We start from the raw sequence: 17,603 nt of genomic DNA on the forward strand, positions 1-17,603 counted from the left end.
ATCCCACTTGCAAAAAAGCTTACTCAAACAGTTGCATAATTGCCTGTGCCACGGTCAATTCGTCGTTCAACACCTGCGTTTCCAATGTTTTGACCAATTGGCGTCGTTCTGCGTGATCGAAAAAACGGCTATGCAGTTCATCCGTGATCATCGAGCGGAACCAGTCCTTGGTCTGTTCCTGACGGCGTTTTTTCCAGTAGCCGCTGACTTTCACCGTATCTTCGAACTCCTTGACCATTTTCCAGACTTCGGGAATTCCCGTTTCTTCCACAGAGGACGCCGCAAGCGAACGCGTTTTCCAACTGTCCGTGGCCGGTTGCAGGAAATGCATCATCTGTTTGTATTCTGAAACGGTCTTTTTCGCCAACTGGGCGTTTTCCCCATCCGCTTTGTGGACAATGATGGCATCCGCCAACTCCAGGATGCCTTTTTTCATGCCCTGCAATTCGTCTCCGGCACCCGTCAACACCAACAACAGGAACATGTCGACCATTCCACGGACCAGTGTTTCGCTTTGTCCAACCCCAACCGTCTCCACCAAGATGACATCGTATCCTGCAGCCTCGCATAACAACATCGTTTCGCGGGTCTTTTTATGGACACCGCCAAGTGTTCCTGCTGTAGGGGAAGGGCGGATGAATGCTTTGGGATTTCGAGCCAATTGTTCCATCCGCGTCTTGTCTCCAAGAATGCTGCCGCCGGTAAGCGACGAACTCGGATCGATCGCCAAAACGGCGACCCGATGCCCAAGCCCAGTCAGCATTTCACCAAACGTTTCTATGAAGGTGCTTTTCCCGGCACCGGGAACACCGGTGATGCCGATGCGGATACTATTGCCGGTGAATGGCAGCAATTGGTTGAGCAGTTCCTGGCCATTTTTCTTATGTTCGGCACTCGAACTTTCCAGCAAAGTGATCGCTTTGCCCAAGTACAGACGCGAACCACTCCGGACTCCAGCCGCAATAGCCTGGATATCCATGGTTGCATCAGCCGGTTTCTTGAACTTTTTCCGAGGCAAGGCTTTCATGCCGTCATGTGCAGCTTGAACACCCTCCATCACATGCCTGGAATTTTTCTTGCGGCTCATCAGTCTGCCACTTCCTCGTAACCAAGTCGCACGTAAATCTCTTCGATGACTTTCTGTGCCGCTACCGGAATCACTGTCCCCGGACCGAAAATTGCGCTGGCCCCATTATTGCGAAGGAATTCATAATCCTGTGCCGGTATAACTCCACCAACCACAATCAGAATGTCTTCGCGGCCAATTTTCGCCAGTTCCGCTTTCAGATCCGGAACCAATGTCATATGCCCAGCTGCCAGCGAACTTACGCCGATAACGTGGACGTCATTTTCTGCTGCCTGTTGTGCAGTTTCAGCCGGCGTTTGGAACAATGGCCCGATATCCACATCAAAGCCTAAATCAGCAAACGCTGTTGCTATGACTTTCGCTCCGCGGTCATGTCCGTCTTGCCCCATTTTGGCAATCAGGATACGCGGGCGGCGTCCTTCGTTTTCAATAAAGTCTTCCGTCATTTCTTTGACGATTTCCATTTCCTTCTGGTTAGAGAAATTCGAACTGTAAACTCCGCTCACTGAACGAATCACCGCCTTATGTCTTCCGGATGCTTTCTCGATGGCATCGGAGATTTCACCTAATGAGGCACGGTGACGTGCTGCCTCAACGGCGCAAGCCAAAATATTGTCTTCTCCGCTTTGTGCCGCTTTTGTCAATGCTTCCAGCGCGTCTGCCACTTTATCGCTGTCACGCTCTGCTTTCATGCGTTCCAAGCGTTCAATCTGTGTTTTGCGGACCATCGTGTTGTCGATGTTCAAAATATCAATCGGATCTTCCTGGTCCAGGCGATAACGGTTAACCCCGATGATCACTTCTTCATTGGAATCGATTTGTGCCTGTTTTTTCGCCGCTGCTTCTTCAATGCGCATTTTCGGCAAGCCGGTTTCGATGGCTTTTGCCATACCGCCCAATTCTTCAACTTCTTCAATCAATGCCCAAGCTTTTTCCGTCAATTCCTTGGTCAGCGATTCGACATAATAAGAGCCGCCCCATGGATCGATGACATTCGTCATCATGGTTTCTTCCTGAAGGAACAATTGTGTATTGCGGGCGATGCGTGCCGAGAAATCAGTCGGCAAGGCAATCGCTTCGTCGAGCGCATTGGTATGCAGTGATTGTGTATGCCCCATAGCTGCTGCATTCGCTTCAATCAAGGTACGGGTGACATTATTAAATGGATCCTGTTCCGTCAAACTCCAGCCGGATGTTTGGGAGTGCGTACGCAATGCCAAAGCTTTGCTGTTTTTCGGATCGAAGGTTTTCATCATTTTCGCCCAGATCTCACGGCCGGCACGCATTTTCGCAACTTCCATGAAATAGTTCATGCCAATGCCCCAGAAGAAGGATAGGCGCGGCGCGAAATGATCGATGTCGATGCCTGCTGCAAGCCCGGTACGGACATATTCAAGCCCGTCCGCTAGTGTATAGGCCAATTCAAGATCGGCGGTTGCTCCAGCTTCCTGGATGTGATAGCCCGAAATCGAAATGGAGTTGAACTTCGGCATATGGTCGGATGTATATTTGAAAATATCTGCAATGATCTGCATCGACATGGCCGGCGGATAAATATACGTATTGCGGACCATGTATTCTTTAAGAATGTCATTTTGGATGGTTCCGGCCAATTGTTCCGGAGACACACCCTGCTCTTCTGCTGCCACAATAAAGAATGCCATGATCGGCACTACGGCGCCGTTCATTGTCATCGATACGGACATTTGATCCAATGGGATGCCATCGAATAGGATTTTCATGTCTTCAACACTGTCTATTGCAACGCCGGCCTTGCCGACATCTCCAACAACTCGTTTGTGATCGGAATCATAGCCGCGGTGAGTCGCAAGGTCAAAAGCAACAGACAAGCCTTTTTGCCCCATCGCTAAATTGCGTCGGTAAAACGCATTACTTTCTTCCGCTGTTGAAAAACCGGCATATTGGCGTACAGTCCAAGGACGCGACACATACATGGTCGGATAAGGTCCGCGGACATTCGGTGCAAATCCAGGCAGGCTTTCTTCAAGGAAATCTATGTCCTTTTTTGTATATGTCGGTTTGATGTCAATGCCTTCATTGGTGGTAAAGGCGCTTTGCTGCTGAACTGTCTGTGAAGCAATAGCTAATTGGTCGAGTGTGACTTTTGAAAAATCGGGTTTAGCCATCTTATAGCGCCTCCTTTCCTAGAGCGAGAATTTTCTCCAGTTTCGCGGTCATCTGCTTGCCGGAATACACGGTATCTTTAATGCCATAGGTTGCCCATTCTGCTAATTGCTCTTTCGGATATTTGCCTGCAAGATCGATGCTGGCTTGACTGTCCAATCCTGGCACAAGTGCTGATACAGCTTCTTTTGATCCGCACAAGATGGCATAGTCCATTTTCTCGTCAGCTAGAAATTGATTAACTTCTTCAGCCGTAGCCAAATGCGGGCTGACTAATGCTTCGATTCCGCCAACTGCTAAAAAGCCGGAAACGAAATCTACTTGAGGCTTGATTTTCTTCAATGGTTCGATAAGGATGATTGCTGACTTAAGACTTGTTACTTTGCTCTGGGCACGTAGATTTTCAAATGGCGTCGCCAGACGTTTCGCTGTCATGTATTCAAGGTGGCCATCATCGATTTTCGCATCTTTTACCGGCTCTTGAGGATTGGCATAGACATTGGTTCCAATCAGCGATTGTTTGCGGGTAGCCACATTTTTTTCGCGCTCCACCCATTTCGCCTGGATGTCATCTGTCAGCCAGCCTGATTTGATGACTTCTGAATAGCCGCCAGCTTCTTCAATTTCAAGAAAATAGCTCCATGCTGCCTCAACGTATTCTTTTGTCAGCGTTTCGATAAAGTAAGAGCCTGCTGCTGGGTCGATCACATGCGACACATGGGCTTCTTCTTTTATGACTAATTGGACATTGCGGGCAATGCGCCGGCTTGAAGGATCCGGTTCTGTCAAAAAGTCATGTGGATGTACGCTGTGGGCATCGGTTCCTCCCAATACTGATGCAAATGTAGAATTTCCTGCACGCAGCAAGTTCACATAAGGATCCAGTTTAGAGTAGGAACGGACAGACGTTTCCGTAAACAATGGAATTGTCGGAGCTTCTTCGCCATATGCAGAACTGAAGGCTTGCCATAATACGCGGAAGGCACGCAATTTAGCGATTTCCTGGAAAAATTGTGTATCCACCGCAAAGCGGATCCAGCTATTTTCAGCACTTTCTTTGAAATTGTCTTCTGACATACGCTCAGACAAGATGCTGAGTGCGACTCCAAGTTCATGGATCACGGTTCCGCCAGCATGGTGGATTGGAATCGTGTCTACAACCTGTGTACGAATACTTGCCGGTGCCTCAACAGGTTCTTCAGAGAAAATAACCCCTTTGAGTTTCGGCAATTGTTCTGGAGTTACAAAATCGAAAACACGCAGAATGTCTTTATCGTCCCCTGTCAGTTTAAAGTACAAAGGATATTGGACAATCATTTCTGCCAATTCAGCCAATTGGGCATCTGTCCAGTCAAACTTACGGAATCCTTTATAGACAACAGTTTCATTGCCGCGAAGGATATCATCTTTCATCAAGGCCAAATATTCTTCCGCCGAATCCGCCATCACTTCCTGGGACACGAGCCAATTTGGCTGATGTTTTCCTTGTTGGACAGCTGCTGTTTGAGCTGTGATATAGCTGCCTAATTGTTCAAGCATGTCTTTGGTATAAAGAGGTTCCAGTGTTACATCTTCAATTGTGGGGGTCTTTAATGTTTCTTCAAACGGCTTGCCTTTAATCGCTTTTACTGCCGCTTCTTGCCATTCAGTATATGTACGGATTGGAAATTTCGTCTTTTTCATCGATTCGATTGTCAAACTGTTCCCTCCTTAAAGGCTTTCTAGTTTCATTTTACCCGACTCACGACAGACATTAAAGAGGAAAAAAAGCTGGAAGTCCGAAGACTCCAGCTTTTCTTAATATACAGACGTATTTTCTTTGGACATATTCTCCAATATTTCTTTGACGCGCGCAAGGAATTGGCCGCATACCAAACCATCAAGTACACGATGATCCAGTGACAAACAAAGATTGACCATGTCGCGTGCAGCAATCATGCCGTTGTCCATAATGACTGGGCGTTTGACGATCGATTCCACTTGCATGATAGCTGCCTGTGGGTGGTTAATGATTCCCATAGACTGAACAGAACCGAACGATCCGGTGTTGTTGACGGTGAAAGTACCGCCCTGCATATCCGTGGATTTCAATTTTCCAGAGCGTGCTTTAAGTGCCAATTCATTAACTTCTTTGCCGATGCCTTTCACTGATTTTTCATCAGAATTCTTGATGACCGGTACGAATAAAGCACTATCTGAAGCGACAGCGATGGAAATATTGATGTCTTTCTTCTGGATGATTTTGTCTCCAGCCCACATCGAGTTCATCATCGGGAATTCTTTCAATGCCTGTGACACAGCTTTGACAAAGAAAGCAAAGTAAGTAATATTGAAGCCTTCTTTTTTCTTGAATTCGCCTTTGATGGAGTCGCGGTACTGGACAAGGTTGGTGACATCCACTTCGACCATCATCCATGCATGCGGTGCTTCGTGTTTGCTCTTCAGCATATTCGCAGCTATCGCCCGGCGGACGCCGGTTACTGGGATTTCGATATCTCCCGGAGCACTTTCAATCGGTGCAGCTGCTGCTTTCGGAGCTTCCTGGACAGGCGTTTCCTTAGGTGCTGGTGGCTGTTCCTGCTGCTGAGCCTGAGGTTGTGCCGCCGGAGCTTCTCCCGCTTTTGGAATATTGCCGCTGTCGATCAATGCCATCAAATCTTTGCGTGTAATGCGCCCTTCGTTGCCAGAGCCTTCAACTTGTGACAAATCGATGTCATTGTCTTGAGCAAGACGCAAAACAGCTGGTGAGTAGCGCCCTTTCGCCCCTGAAGTTTTAACCGGTTGCGAAGATCCTTTCGTCCCTTCTAGTTTTTCCGTCGGTTTTGCGCCGGCTGCCGGCATTTCGGTCGCTTTCTCGCTGCTGGCAGGTTTTGCTTCTTTTACAGGAGCCGCGTCGCCGCCTTCGGTTTCAATCGTGCAGACGATTTCGCCTACCGCTAAAGTTTCGCCTTCTGAAGCAATCAATTCCTTGATTGTGCCGGTAAACGAAGATGGAACCTCCGCAGTCACTTTGTCTGTATTGACTTCAGCAAGCGGATCGTATTTATTCACATGGTCGCCTGGCTGGACGATCCATTTTTCTATAGTGCCTTCTGTAACACTTTCACCCAGCTGAGGCATTTTAATGTTTTCAATAGCCAAGGGAGTTCCTCCTTTACTTGATGGTGTTTGATCGTTCTATTGGAGCTTCAGTGCCCGTCGAGGGACCGCAGGATGCGGGTCAGCTAACCGTTGCGACACGATGTCGCGTTCTTAGGTTAGCTTCTGCTGACGGCTGCTTTCGCTTTTCTTATTGTCCAGCTTCAGTGCCCAGATTCTAGGGTCATAAGCCAACCCAGCTGTGTGGCAAAGAACGCCACACTGCTGGTCTGTCTTATGCCTGTCGAGGGCCTGCAGGATGCAGGTCAGCTAACCGTTGCGACACGATGTCGCGCTTTTAGGTTAGCTTCTGTTGGCGGGCACTTACGCTTTTCGTTTTAAAACTCAGCTAATTCTCTCATCGCTTTTTCTACTTTGTCCGGGTTGATCATGAAGAATTTCTCCATGGTTGGCGCATAAGCCATTGCCGGGATATCCGGCCCAGCAAGACGTTTGATTGGAGCGTCTAAGTCGAATAGGCAGTTTTCAGCAATGATTGCCGCTACTTCTCCGATGATGCTTCCTTCTTTATTGTCTTCTGTGACCAATAGCACTTTGCCGGTTTTCTTAGCGGCTTCGATGATGCCTTCTTTGTCCAACGGATAAATCGTACGCAAATCGAGGATATGTGCAGAGATGCCGTCTTCTGCCAAACGTTCGGCAGCCTGCAGCGCAAAGTGAACTGCTAAGCCGTAAGTAATGACAGTGATGTCTTCGCCTTCGCGTTTAACGTCCGCTTTGCCGATTTCAATGGTGTAGTCTTCTTCCGGCACTTCGCCTTTGATCAAGCGGTATGCCCGTTTGTGTTCGAAGAACATAACCGGATCTTCGTCGCGGATCGCTGCTTTCAAAAGGCCTTTTGCATCATATGGAGTGGAAGGAATGACAATTTTCAATCCAGGCTGGTTGGCGAAAATCGCTTCCACTGACTGGGAGTGGTAAAGAGCTCCGTGTACCCCTCCGCCAAAAGGTGCACGGAAGACGATTGGACATGACCAGTCGTTGTTCGAACGGTAACGGATGCGGGATGCTTCAGAAATGATTTGGTTGACAGCCGGCATAATGAAATCCGCAAATTGCATTTCTGCAATCGGCCGTAAGCCATACATTGCTGCGCCAATTCCAACACCGGCAATCGCCGATTCCGCAAGCGGTGTATCCAAGACGCGGTCTTCACCGAATTGGTCGTAGAGGCCTTGCGTCGCTTTAAAGACGCCGCCTTTTTTACCGACATCTTCTCCAAGAACAAAGACGTTTTCGTCACGTTCCATTTCTTCTTTCATGGCAAGCGTGATGGCATCAATATAAGACATAATAGCCATTATTCGTCTCCTCCTTCTTCGGCATAGACATATTTCATTGCATGTTCAGGTTCTGCATAAGGTGCATTTTCAGCGTAATCAGTCGCTTCATTGACTGTTACCATGATTCGGTCGTTGATGTCTTTTTCAAGCTCGTCGTCCATGATGCCATGCTCTTTCAAGTACGCTCCAAATGTCAGGATTGGATCCGTCGATTTTTGCGCAGCCAATTCGTCTGCTGAGCGGTATTGGCGATGGTCATCATCTGATGAGTGGGCGGTCATCCGCTCGGAAACGGTTTCGACCAAACTAGGGCCTTCGCCGCGGCGCGCACGGTCGGCAGCCTCTTTGACATGTTTGTATACTTCAATCGGGTCATTGCCGTCAATCGTCACACCTGGCATGCCATAACCGATTGCACGGTCCGAAACATTCTTGCTCGCCAATTGGCGTTCAACCGGCACCGAAATCGCATATTTATTGTTTTCGACCATGATGACGACCGGCAATTTATGGACACCGGCAAAGTTCATCCCTTCGTGGAAATCACCTTGGTTGGAAGAGCCTTCACCGAGCGTCGTGAACGTAATAAAGTCTTTTTTCTTCATTTTTCCAGCTAAAGCTACGCCTACTGCGTGAGGCAATTGAGTCGTTACAGGCGAAGAACCGGTAATGATGCGGTTGCTCTTCTGCCCAAAATGGCCAGGCATTTGCCGTCCACCTGAATTCGGATCCTCCGCTTTGGCAAAAGCCGACAGCATCAAATCTTTTGGCGTCATGCCAAAATGCAGGACCACACCGATATCACGGTAATAAGGAGCGATATAGTCTTTTGAGTTGTCAAGAGCGAAGGCAGCACCCACTTGAGCCGCTTCCTGCCCCTGGCATGAAATCACAAAAGGAATTTTCCCGGCACGGTTCAAGAGCCACATGCGTTCATCTACACGGCGTGCCATTAACATCGTTTCGTACATTTTCAATAAATCATCATTTGTTAAACCGATTTCTTCGTGTTTTGAAGCCATTGTTTTTTCCTCCTTCAACTATGGATTGCTTTTCCGTCAACGGCCAACGCCGCTTCTCCCATGACCTCTGAAAGAGTCGGGTGCGGGTGGATCGTATCCGCAATTTCCCACGGGGTCGCGTCCAGAACCATGGCCAGCCCTGCTTCAGAAATCATGTCTGTGACATGCGGGCCAATCATATGGACTCCCAGGATATCGTTCGTTTCTTTGTCGGCAATGATTTTGACAAATCCATCAGATTCGCCGTAGACCAATGCTTTACCGATCGCTTTGAAAGAAAACTTGCCGACTTTGACGTCATGCCCTTTTTCTTTTGCCTGATCTTCCGTAATTCCGACGCTTGCTGCTTCCGGATTGGAATAAATGCAGCGTGAAACCAAATCGTAATTGATGGCGTGCGGGTTGTTGCCTTTGATGTGTTCAATCGCTGTGATCCCTTCATGCGAAGCAACATGCGCCAATTGCAGCCCACCGATCACGTCACCGATTGCATAGATATGGGATTCTTTTGTTTGGAAAGTTTTTTTCACTTGGATAAAGCCGTTTTCAATGATGATATCCGTATTTTCGATGCCGATATTTTCGACATTCGCCTGACGGCCGACAGAAACCAGCATTTTTTCAGCGGAAAAACTTTCGTTCTTGCCATTGATTTCTGCCTGGATCGTTACACCATTCTCACCTGTTTCCAATGTATCCGCCATCACTTTTGCACTTGTCGCAAACTTAATGCCTTTTTTCTTCAATAGCTTCAACATTTCTTTGGAGATATCTTTATCTTCCGTCGGGATGATTCGTTCTGCATATTCGATAACGGTTACATCAACGCCGAAATCATTGAGCATGGACGCCCATTCGATGCCGATGACACCACCGCCGACAATCAGGATTGATTTTGGCAGACTTTCCATTTTCAAAGCTTCGTCGGAACTCATGACGAATTCGCCATCAATTGTCAGCCCAGGCAATGTACGGGGGCGTGATCCGGTTGCAATGATGACATTGCTTGGAATCAGCATTTCATTTTCTTCTCCATTTTTCATCTCAACGGAAATGGTACCCGCGTTTGGAGAAAAAATGGATGGTCCAAGAATTCTGCCGATGCCTTCATAGACATCGATTTTCCCTTTTTTCATCAATCCCTGTACGCCTGCATGCAATTGATCGACAATTCCCTGCTTGCGCTGTTGGACACGTGCGAAATCCAGTGAAACTTCGCCGGTTTCAACACCAAAGTCAGCCGCATGATGTTTTGTTGTTGAATAGACTTCCGCACTGCGGAGCAATGCTTTACTTGGAATGCAGCCTCTATGTAAGCATGTGCCGCCCAGTTCGCCTTTTTCAACAATCGCTGTTTTTAAACCGAGTTGTGCCGACCGAATGGCCGCTACATAACCGCCGGTCCCGCCGCCTAGAATGACGACATCATAATTTTGAGCCATGATTTCTTCCTCCTTTATCCCACTTCAATCCATGGAAAATCAATTCCTGCTGATTGAAGTCTTTACTCTGGTTAAAATGAATAATGCTTGACCCGTTCTTCCCCATTCAATATGCGGACCGCTCCTTCAGCCAAAGCCTGAAGCTCATTTTCACCCGGCTGGATGTCCACATCGGCAATCCAGTTGACCCGTTCTGTGATTGCTTTAACAAAGCTTTCACCATGCGCAAGTTCCCCAGTCAAAATGATCGCATCTATTTGCCCCTTCAATACCGCGCTGGCAGCGCCGATTTCGCGGGCGATCTGATAGGCCATTGCCTGATAAACCAAATCCGCTTGAGAATCACCTTTTTTTATGCGTTGTTCAACTTTCACGACATCATTGGTATCCAGATAGGCCGTCAATCCACCTTGTCTGACCAACTTCATCATCATTTCCTGCCGGTTAAACTGTCCGGAAAAGCACAATTCCACTAAATCGCCTGCCGGTACGGCCCCTGCCCGTTCAGGACTGAATGGACCATCGCCATGCAGACCGTTGTTGACATCAATAACGCGGCCTCCTTGATGTACACCTACCGTGATGCCGACACCCATATGAGCGACAATCAGGTTGACCTCTTCATAAGAGCGTCCAACTTTGCTGGCGTATCGCCGGGCAACGGCCTTTTGGTTGAGTGCATGGAAAATGGACTTGCGTTCAATGGACGCAAAACCGGATATCCGGGCAATCGGCTCCATTTCATCAACCACTACCGGGTCGACGATATATGCGGGAATGTTTAACCCATCTGCAATTTCCGAAGCCAAAATTCCTCCCAGGTTGGATGCATGCTGACCTGCATAGCCTTGCCGCAAATCCTCAAGCATCTGTTCGTTCACCGTGTAGGTTCCACCTTCGATGGGGCGCAGCAAGCCGCCTCTTCCACAGACCGCGGACAACTTGGAAACATTCATGCCTTCTTCGTCCAACGCCTCCAGAATGGTTTGTTTCCTGAAGGGATATTGACTGAAAATATCAGCGGACTTCCCTAAATCTTCTGCCGTATGGAGAATGGTTTTCTCCATAATTAAGATATCGTTGTCAAAAACACCTATTTTAGTCGAAGTGGTTTTAGGGTTGATGGCCAGGATACGATTTTGCTGTTTTTGCACATCCACCCCTCCATTTCTTTCTAAAATAACGTTTATTGGTTTTCCTTTTTATAAACTGTTCTTTCTTTTCGAGCAATGCTTCCGGCAGTTTGCTGTTTAAGCCAAGCAAGAAGCCAGGCATCAGATGCCTGGCTTCTCACGGGAGCGGTGCCCAAAGCAGCCGAAGCGGTGTTTATGGGAAACTTCTCAGAGGAAAGCTGCTCTTTTACAGTGGTCGTAAAAGAAACCTCCTGCTGATTGAAGTTTATCTTCTGCTTAAAATATTGTGTTCGTTTCTTAAGAATTGCGAACGTGATTTGCGGACGCGCTCAATGCGTTCTTCAGCCATGCGGTCTGCCGCAATGTAACTTGGTACGTTGTCGCGTTTAGAAATTTCAAAGATTTTTGTGATGCTGTCATAAATTGTTTCTACACGTTTCATTGCACGTTCGTTATTGTAGCCATACAATTCATCCGCAACGTTGATGACGCCGCCAGAGTTGATAACAAAGTCAGGAGCATAAACGATGCCGCGTGCTTCAAGTTCATCGCCATGGCGTTCTTCTTTCAATTGGTTGTTGGCAGAACCGGCAACCACTTTCACTTTCAATTGGGGAATCGTGTCATCATTGATGATAGCGCCCATTGCACATGGTGCAAAAATATCCGCTTCCTGTGAATAGATGTCATTTGGTGCAACTGCTGTTGCGCCAAATGCAGTGACTGCACGTTGCACTGCTTCTTCGTTGATGTCCGTAACGATCAATTTCGCGCCTTCTTTATGAAGGTATTCGCAAAGCGGGTAAGCAACATTCCCTACTCCCTGTACTGCAACTGTTTTGCCTTCAAGAGAATCATCGCCGAAAGCTTCAAGTGCAGCAGCTTTCATGCCGATGTAGGCCCCGTATGCAGTAACAGGAGATGGATTGCCTGAAGAACCGAAAGCTGGCGAAATCCCAGTAACGTAATCTGTTTCTTCATGGATCAAATCCATATCCGCAACTGTAGTTCCAACATCTTCAGCAGTTATGTAACGGCCATTCAACCCTTGGATAAAGCGTCCGAAAGCGCGGAACATTTCTTCATTCTTGTCTTTTAACGGGTCACCGATGATAACTGTTTTTCCGCCGCCCAAGTTTAGGCCAGCTGCAGCATTTTTATAGGTCATTCCGCGCCCTAGGCGGATTGCGTCTTCAATTGCTTCTTCTTCAGTTGCATAATTCCACATGCGCGTGCCGCCAAGTGCCGGTCCAAGCGTCGTATCGTGGATACAAATAATGGCTTTAAGCCCTGAGTTTTTATCTTGGCAAAAAATTAATTGTTCGTAATCATGTTGTTCCATTCTGCTGAAAATTTCCATTTCAATTCCTCCTAGTAGTTGTTCCTTATGTTAATGATGAACAAATTGCCAAAGCCAATGAATATAATTTGCTTTCGGCACTGTCGGCACGGGACGTCAGAACAATTGGCGCTTTCGCACCCGCAACAATACTGCCGACTTTTGCATTTGAAAAGAATACCAGCGACTTATACAGGATATTGCCCGATTCAATAGTAGGAACCAGTAGAATGTCGGCTTTGCCGGCGTTGTCGCCGGCAATCCGTTTATGTTTGGCTGCATCAATGGAAATTGCATTGTCGAGGGCGAAAGGGCCGTCCACGATACAATTCTTTATTTGGCCGCGGCGGTTCATTGCGGTCAATGCGGCTGCATCCAGCGTGGCCTGCATATTCGGATTGATGACTTCCACTCCTGCTAATGGCGCGACAATCGGCATAACTACTCCGACTGAACGTGCAATCTGGACAGCATTTTGGATAATTTGTACTTTTTGAGGTAAGTCCGGATTGATGTTCATGCCCGCATCCGTGACGAAAATCAGCCGGTCGAATCCAGCTACTTCAAAAGCGGCAATTTGGGACATGACTCTTCCGGTTCTTAAGCCGTAATCCGGATGCAACACTGCTTTCAGCAGTATGGCGGTTGCAATCTGGCCTTTCATCAAGATATCGGAGTCATTTCTGTACACCGATTTCACGGCTTCTTCAGCAGCCATTTCCAGGCTGCTGACATGATGAAGCTGAATATCCGGATGATCCAGCAATTGAGGGAAATGCTCCCGCATCATTGCTGTTGTTGCCGATTCATCATCGTATAAGCGAAAACGCACCATGTTTCGGGCAACGGCCATACTCACCGCTTCCAGGACAGCCGAATCAGCAGCTGCAGCAACAGCGACAGTGAGATTTGAATCTGTTGGAACATTTTCGATCAATTGTGTTAATGTGGCCATTGATGCTCACCTCATTCTTCTTAATTAAAACAGAACAAATGAGGATATATAAGAGATGAAAGCGTTTTATTTGCAGTTTTAACCATATTTTATTGCAAATTCTTGCAAAACCCTGCAATAAATTGCAAAGTCGTTACATTAAACCGTATTTTTCTAATTTGTAATACAAGGTCCGCAAAGAGATTTCCAATTGCTTGGCTGTCTTCGATTTATTGCCGTTGTATTGCTGCAATGCACGGTGAAGAATTCCTCGTTCAACTGTATCCAACTGTTCCTGAAGCGGGGCCGAAGACTGGATAACGACTTCATTTTTGGCTTCCGCAACTTTTAGCATATTCAAAGGGATATGTTCTTCGGTCAACACTTTATCGTTCATCTGCATAAAAATCATGGCGCGGCTGAGGACGTTCTCTAGTTCTCTGACATTCCCCGGCCAATCGTAGACGCGCAAATACTGCAGAGCTTTGTCTGACACAGACTCAACACTTCGGCCATATTCCTGGTTCAGCTTCAGCAATAGCCGTTCAACGATTCTTGGAATGTCCTGCTTGCGGTTTCGCAGAGGCGGGATGAGGATCGGCATCCGGTTAAGGCGATAGTAAAGATCTTCACGAAACTTGCCGTCCAGCAAAGCTTTTTCCATATTGGCATTTGTCGAAGCGATAACACGGACATTGACAGGAATCGGTTTGCCGCCGCCAATCCTCAACGTTTCATGTTCTTGCAGCACGCGCAACAGCTTGCTTTGCAGCGAAGAAGACAATTCACCGATCTCATCGAGGAAAATACTGCCGTTATTCGCTTCTTCGAACAACCCGCGCTTTTCTCCAGTCTTGATGCCGGGAATCGCCCCTTCTTCATAACCGAACAGTTCACTTTCTAGCAATTCTTCAGAAAGCGCTGCACAATTGACACGCACGAATTTGTTGAATTTCCGTTCACTCGCGCTATGGATGGCATGCGCAAAAAGTTCTTTGCCTGTACCGGATTCCCCGCGCAGCAAAACCGTCACCAAAGTCTGTGCCGCCAGTTTCGCCTGCTGAAGAGACAATTGCATTTCCGAAGACAAGCCGATGATGTCATCGAAGGTATATTTCGATTCCAATGTCCGGATGATGCTGCGGGCGCGGTCCAACTCTTTCATCAATGAGCGGATCTCGGTGGTATCATGAATGACCCCGACGCTGCCCTTTAATTTATTGTCGACGATTATTGGAGCGACATTGACGATGACTTCCCGGTTTGATGGGCCCACCTTCAAATTGACGCCCCGAACCGGTTTACGGGTCTGCAGCGCTTTCAAGTGCATACTTTCCCCTTCCGAAATATCCGCAGAGGCCGGTTGGCCGATGACGTCTTCCATCTGCAATCCGGTAATTCGCGTATAGGCAGGGTTGACCAGCAAGCCATTGCCTTTCTCATCAACGACTGAAATGGCATCGTCACTCGATTGGATGATGGCTTCCAGCATGGTCTGTATTTCCTTCAAATCTGTAATTTCCTCTGCCAGCGACACCACTTCCGTAATGTCCTTGAATACTGCAAATGCACCGATTGTCTCTCCATTTTCATCGATCATCGGAAAGCGTGAGGTGACAATCGTTGCTCCATTCATCAGTTCCAGCTCTTTATTCAGTTCAATCCGGCCGGTTTCGTAGATTCTTGGCAATTCGCTGAGTGAAATGAATTCATGAATGTGCCGTCCGATAGTTTCTTCCACCTGCACCCCCAGCATTCTTGCTGCGCTTTTGTTGATAAAAGTGATGCGGCTTGTTTTATCGATGCCGATCATGCCTTCTTCTATGGAATTGAAAATGATTTTTTCCCTGTGGCTATCTTTGCTGAGTTGCGTGATGAAATGCTCTTTCTCTTCCAGCAGCCGGACAAAGACATTTGCCAAGCTCCCCGGAATGACAACCGTTTTCTCCAAATAATAGTCCTTCAATTCCTGATAAAGCTGATCACTTCCCGTTACATTAAAAACAATATCCACCTGTTGCTTGTCGAATTTCGCGTAGTCTTCAGCGGTTGGAATGCCGCGGGATGCTGCTGTTTTAATGGCTGAAGCATTCGGATTTAAATCCACAACTCCATAGACATGCAGGTAATCCGTTTCCATTAGCGTATTGAGGATAGCTGATCCTCCAACGCCTCCTCCAATGATCAATACGTTTTGCAAGATAGTTCAACCTCATTTCCGATGTTTTGCAAGTAATTGCAATATAATTTAAGGGTAACGCAGGAAGGATTTCTTGACAACTTTAACCGAATTGGAAACAATAGATGAAGAAGGATGTGGAATTATGGGACGTTTAGTAGCATTTATTATTTTGCTGATCCCTGGAATCATGGCGGCATACGGCATCAAATTGATGCGCGATACCTTGTTCAATAAATTGCTCGAGCCTTATCCGGCTCTTTGGATTCAATTTACTTTAGGAACTATTTTTGTGGTTCTCGGAATCGGCTTTTTTGCTGGTTTCCTGCTGAACCGTGATCGAAAAAAAGGAACCGTGTCGAAAAGATTCCAGAAATAAAAAAATTGCGTCTACCCGATAAGGGAAGACGCAATTTTTCGTTTAACACGATCCGGATAATTGGTAATGATTCCTACCAATTGCGGATCCAATCGTTTCATAAGGGGTTCTGACCCCAGAACTCCATATAAACGGACATTCTTATCAAGTTTCAACACATCTGCTTTAACGGATTTTGCAAGAAGCCGTTTATGAAGATGAATGCTATCCACCCATTCCAATTCTTTAATTCGGGACAACTGGACATTTTTCTTGATGATCCACGCCATTTCCGTGGAAGGCATCAACTTTTTCATTTCCTTCAATAACTCTGCATTAAAGGAGGACAGATGGATCTCTTTCATCCCTTCCAGCATAGCAGCGAGTATCTGTGGCCCCTTGGCATTTTTCGCAAACGAGCTTTTCAGTTCAATATTCAACGGGATGTTCTTTTTCTTTGCCCATTGAAAAACTTCATAAGCCAGCGGCATCTGATGGTGCTGAAATTTGCGCAGCCACCTCCGGCCGACAGGCAGATCCTTTATTTCTTCGTAATCGAGCGTTTCAATTCCAGCATCGACGCCAGTCAAGCGCCGCAGATTATCGTCATGGTAAACGACAACAACGCCGTCTTTGGTGATCTGGACATCCAATTCGATGCCAACACCAAATTCACAGGCTTTGTAAAAAGCTGACCATGTATTTTCCAGTGCATATCCTGAAGCGCCTCGGTGTGCATACACTTTGACTTCAGACATTAAATCATCCTCTTCCATTTTTGAAATCCGCTTAACTCAACAAGATCATATTCTGCCAATCCAGCTGACTTCTAAATAGTTTCCCAACCATTTTAACATTTATTGCAACAGACTAAAAGCCTTGCCGGTTGTTGTTTTCTTGTTACGGGTTTGGATTTTGTTCATTTAACCTTATGTAAGATATTACATTTAAAGCTGGGAACAAGAAAAATCCGGCTTCAGGCCGGATTCCGAAATTTTAATTGCTGAAATTATTTTCAATGAATTGCTGTTCTTGTTGTTCTGTCAAAATGCCTGTCGCTCGGCCAATGCTGCCGCCTTGGAGTTCCCAAATGAAGTTATGGTCATCATCCACTTGATCGAATTTGCCTTTTTCCCACCGGTTGATGATTTCTAGCAACTCTTCTTTGGAATTGAAATCAGATGCCTGCAAAAGCTGTTTTGCTTTGGAAATGGATTCTTGGTCCATTTGGATGATTCCCCATTTTTCAGAAGCGATAACTTTTTGATGGGTCATCTTGTGCATCATGGCCATCACTGTGGCTTCTGAAGCATCTTCTGGAACAGATTGGGCAAATTCCAGCCCTTCCACCTTTTTGACGCTTGTCTCAAGCGCCTCTTCCGAAGAAGTTTCAGCAGATATCGAACTGCCGGACAGTTTGTCCTTATCCCAAAACTTCAATGCTCCAAATGCGATAACAGCCATTAAAATAATAGCGGAAACCAAATAGACACTCCGTTTAATCATGCAAAAACTCCTTCAG

The 17,603-nt window shown here is 46.9% G+C and carries 14 protein-coding genes; 1 reads left to right on the top strand and 13 read right to left on the bottom strand.

The features are described from left to right. Positions 1–19 precede the first annotated feature (19 nt). From meaB to H9630_RS12610, 11 genes are all read right to left on the bottom strand, one after another. Positions 20–1,087: a methylmalonyl Co-A mutase-associated GTPase MeaB gene (gene meaB, locus H9630_RS12560; RefSeq protein WP_191715825.1), complete on the bottom strand. Its 1,068-nt coding sequence runs from the start codon at positions 1,085–1,087 to the stop codon at positions 20–22. Next, the gene (gene scpA, locus H9630_RS12565) at positions 1,087–3,234 is read right to left on the bottom strand and encodes a methylmalonyl-CoA mutase (protein ID WP_191715826.1); all 2,148 of its coding nucleotides are present in this window, start codon (positions 3,232–3,234) and stop codon (positions 1,087–1,089) included. Before scpA ends, meaB begins: the two co-directional genes overlap by 1 nt. 1 nt (position 3,235) lies before the next feature. Then, a complete protein-coding gene (locus H9630_RS12570) occupies positions 3,236–4,930 on the bottom strand; it encodes a methylmalonyl-CoA mutase family protein (protein ID WP_191715827.1) in 1,695 nt (564 codons plus the stop codon). A 99-nt stretch (positions 4,931–5,029) separates the two neighbouring features. Further along, positions 5,030–6,373, bottom strand: a complete 1,344-nt coding sequence (locus tag H9630_RS12575; RefSeq protein WP_191715828.1) for a dihydrolipoamide acetyltransferase family protein — start codon at positions 6,371–6,373, stop codon at positions 5,030–5,032. A gap of 335 nt (positions 6,374–6,708) precedes the next feature. Beyond that, the gene (locus H9630_RS12580; RefSeq protein ID WP_191715829.1) at positions 6,709–7,692 is read right to left on the bottom strand and encodes an alpha-ketoacid dehydrogenase subunit beta; all 984 of its coding nucleotides are present in this window, start codon (positions 7,690–7,692) and stop codon (positions 6,709–6,711) included. Further along, positions 7,692–8,696 carry a thiamine pyrophosphate-dependent dehydrogenase E1 component subunit alpha gene (locus tag H9630_RS12585; protein ID WP_191715830.1) on the bottom strand — a complete coding sequence of 335 codons (1,005 nt, stop codon included), beginning with the start codon at positions 8,694–8,696 and terminating at the stop codon, positions 7,692–7,694. The genes H9630_RS12580 and H9630_RS12585 overlap by 1 nt, the downstream gene beginning before the upstream one ends. Positions 8,697–8,710: 14 nt before the next feature. Further along, complete coding sequence (lpdA, locus tag H9630_RS12590) at positions 8,711–10,138, bottom strand: dihydrolipoyl dehydrogenase (RefSeq protein WP_191715831.1); 1,428 nt, start codon at positions 10,136–10,138, stop codon at positions 8,711–8,713. Between the two features lie 71 nt (positions 10,139–10,209). Continuing rightward, complete coding sequence (gene buk, locus H9630_RS12595; RefSeq protein ID WP_191715832.1) at positions 10,210–11,292, bottom strand: butyrate kinase; 1,083 nt, start codon at positions 11,290–11,292, stop codon at positions 10,210–10,212. Between the two features lie 244 nt (positions 11,293–11,536). After that, complete coding sequence (locus H9630_RS12600; RefSeq protein WP_191715833.1) at positions 11,537–12,631, bottom strand: Leu/Phe/Val dehydrogenase; 1,095 nt, start codon at positions 12,629–12,631, stop codon at positions 11,537–11,539. 25 nt (positions 12,632–12,656) lie between these two features. Then, the gene (yqiS, locus tag H9630_RS12605) at positions 12,657–13,565 is read right to left on the bottom strand and encodes a phosphate butyryltransferase (RefSeq protein WP_191715834.1); all 909 of its coding nucleotides are present in this window, start codon (positions 13,563–13,565) and stop codon (positions 12,657–12,659) included. A 133-nt stretch (positions 13,566–13,698) separates the two neighbouring features. Next, positions 13,699–15,744: a sigma-54 interaction domain-containing protein gene (locus tag H9630_RS12610; protein WP_191715835.1), complete on the bottom strand. Its 2,046-nt coding sequence runs from the start codon at positions 15,742–15,744 to the stop codon at positions 13,699–13,701. Positions 15,745–15,868: 124 nt separating this feature from the next. On the opposite strand from H9630_RS12610, the gene H9630_RS12615 reads away from it, so the two are divergent. After that, positions 15,869–16,102: a DUF2627 domain-containing protein gene (locus H9630_RS12615; RefSeq protein ID WP_191716060.1), complete on the top strand. Its 234-nt coding sequence runs from the start codon at positions 15,869–15,871 to the stop codon at positions 16,100–16,102. Positions 16,103–16,113: 11 nt separating this feature from the next. On the opposite strand, the gene H9630_RS12620 is transcribed toward H9630_RS12615, so the two are convergent. Both H9630_RS12620 and H9630_RS12625 read right to left on the bottom strand, forming a co-directional pair. Further along, complete coding sequence (locus H9630_RS12620) at positions 16,114–16,839, bottom strand: glycerophosphodiester phosphodiesterase (RefSeq protein WP_191715836.1); 726 nt, start codon at positions 16,837–16,839, stop codon at positions 16,114–16,116. Positions 16,840–17,077: 238 nt separating this feature from the next. Beyond that, positions 17,078–17,587, bottom strand: coding sequence for a DUF6241 domain-containing protein (locus H9630_RS12625; protein WP_191715837.1), 510 nt, complete (start codon positions 17,585–17,587; stop codon positions 17,078–17,080). Positions 17,588–17,603: the final 16 nt, after the last annotated feature.

It is taken from the genome of Planococcus wigleyi (assembly GCF_014836985.1).
In the GTDB taxonomy this organism is placed as follows: Bacteria; Bacillota; Bacilli; order Bacillales_A; family Planococcaceae; genus Planococcus; species Planococcus notacanthi.